Origin of the sequence: Pseudomonas parasichuanensis, from assembly GCF_021601385.1 — a bacterium.
In the GTDB taxonomy this organism is placed as follows: domain Bacteria; phylum Pseudomonadota; class Gammaproteobacteria; order Pseudomonadales; family Pseudomonadaceae; genus Aquipseudomonas; species Aquipseudomonas parasichuanensis.
In genome coordinates, this window is the sequence record NZ_BQHO01000072.1 from 1 (window position 1) to 1539 (window position 1539).

1 protein-coding gene and 1 pseudogene are annotated in these 1539 nt (G+C 62.2%); one reads left to right on the forward strand and one right to left on the reverse strand.

What is annotated here, in order from left to right; all coding sequences use genetic code 11:
* Positions 1–122: 122 nt before the first annotated feature.
* Positions 123–650 (reverse strand): annotated as a pseudogene (locus tag L6D77_RS26980) (SDR family NAD(P)-dependent oxidoreductase); the annotation flags it as partial.
* A gap of 131 nt (positions 651–781) precedes the next feature.
* Here L6D77_RS26980 and L6D77_RS26985 point away from each other — a divergent pair.
* Positions 782–1345 (forward strand): TetR/AcrR family transcriptional regulator, encoded by a 564-nt coding sequence (locus L6D77_RS26985; RefSeq protein ID WP_232882474.1) that lies wholly within the window; start codon positions 782–784, stop codon positions 1343–1345.
* Positions 1346–1539: the final 194 nt, after the last annotated feature.

Genomic DNA, 1539 nt, shown 5'->3' on the forward strand with positions numbered 1-1539 from the left:
GAAGGAGTGGGGGCAACAGCAGCTGCGCTGGTAGACTTATCCACAGTTGCTGGTAACAAAATCAGCAATCCGCCCTGGGTCAAATTTCAATCGGCAGGGTGGGTCAATTTTCCATCAGCGCCAACACCCTTGGGCCCCAGTTCCAGCGCCAACCCCTGGGACAGGAACTGCACGAACGCCTTGGTAGCGCCATACACCGTCATGCCCAGCTCCGGCGCCAGCCCCACCACCGAACCGATATTGACGATCGCACCACTGCCCTGCTCGGCCAGGCGTGGGCCGATGGCGGCCGCCAGGCGGGTGACGGCGGTAACGTTCAGGCCGATCAGGCGTTCGAGGCTTTCGCCGTTCTGCCCGAGGAAGCCACCCGACTGGCCTTGGCCTGCGTTGTTGATCAGTACGCCGATGCGGCCATCTTCACGCAAACGGGCTTCGACCTTGGCCAGGGCATCTTCCTGCGTCAGGTCGGCGACCAGCACCTCGACCGCGACAGCAAATTGCTCATGCAGGTGATCGGCCAGGGCCTCCAGCCGCGTCTGATCGCGGGCGACCAGCACCAGGTCGTGGCCGCGCTGGGCGAAGCGTTCGGCATAGGTGGCGCCGATGCCGCTGGAGGCGCCGGTGACAAGAACGGTAGGCAAGGCACTCATGGGTAGATCCTCAAGGTTGGGTGTGCTTGCCATTATGATTACGACCATAATCTAACCGTGTCAACATTTTGATGATGAACGACATCAATGTATGATGAGCCCAACCACCCCGGTGCAGGAGTCGCCCCGCCATGAAAGTCAGCAAGGCACAAGCCCAAGCCAACCGCGCGCACATTGTCGAGACGGCCTCTGCGCTGTTTCGCGAGCGGGGGTATGACGGGGTTGGGGTGGCGGACCTGATGGCCGCTGCCGGTTTCACCCATGGCGGGTTCTACAAGCACTTCGGCTCCAAGGCCGACCTCATGGCCGAGGCTGCGGCCTGTGGCCTGGCCAGCAGCGCGGCCCGCAGCGAAGGGGTCGATCTGGCGGACTACCTGGGCCAGTACCTGTCCAGGGAGCACCGCGACAATCCGGCAGTCGGCTGCACCCTGGCGGCCCTGAGTAACGATGCGGCGCGCCAGCCCGAGGCGGTCAAGGCGGTGTTTGCCGAAGGGCTGGAGCAGTTGCTGGAGACGCTGCGGGTGGCCGATGGGCCAGCCGATGCTGCCGATGCACAGGCTCAGCGTGCCCGGCGCTTGAGCGTAATTGCCATGCTCGTGGGTGCTATCACGCTTTCCCGGGCCTGCCCGGATGATTCGGCGTTGGCGGATGAAATTCTTGAGGCTTGTCGAGCACGACTGCTTCCACCGCAATAACCTTCACTCGGACACTGCCCTGCACTGCACACAACCTCCAGACCTAGCAGGGCCCTGTGGGAGCGGCTTTGAACTGGCCTAATGATTTTGGACACCTTCTTCGGGCGCTATGATGGCGCCCAATTGGAGGCAAAATCAGTGCGTAAATCTTACTCAAGAGAATACAAAGTCCAAGCTGCCGAGATGGTGCTGGA

Coding starts and splice junctions, on each gene's coding strand:
- L6D77_RS26985 (WP_232882474.1), top strand. CDS start 782: ATGAAAGTCAGCAAGGCACAAGCCCAAGCCAACCGCGCGCACATTGTC.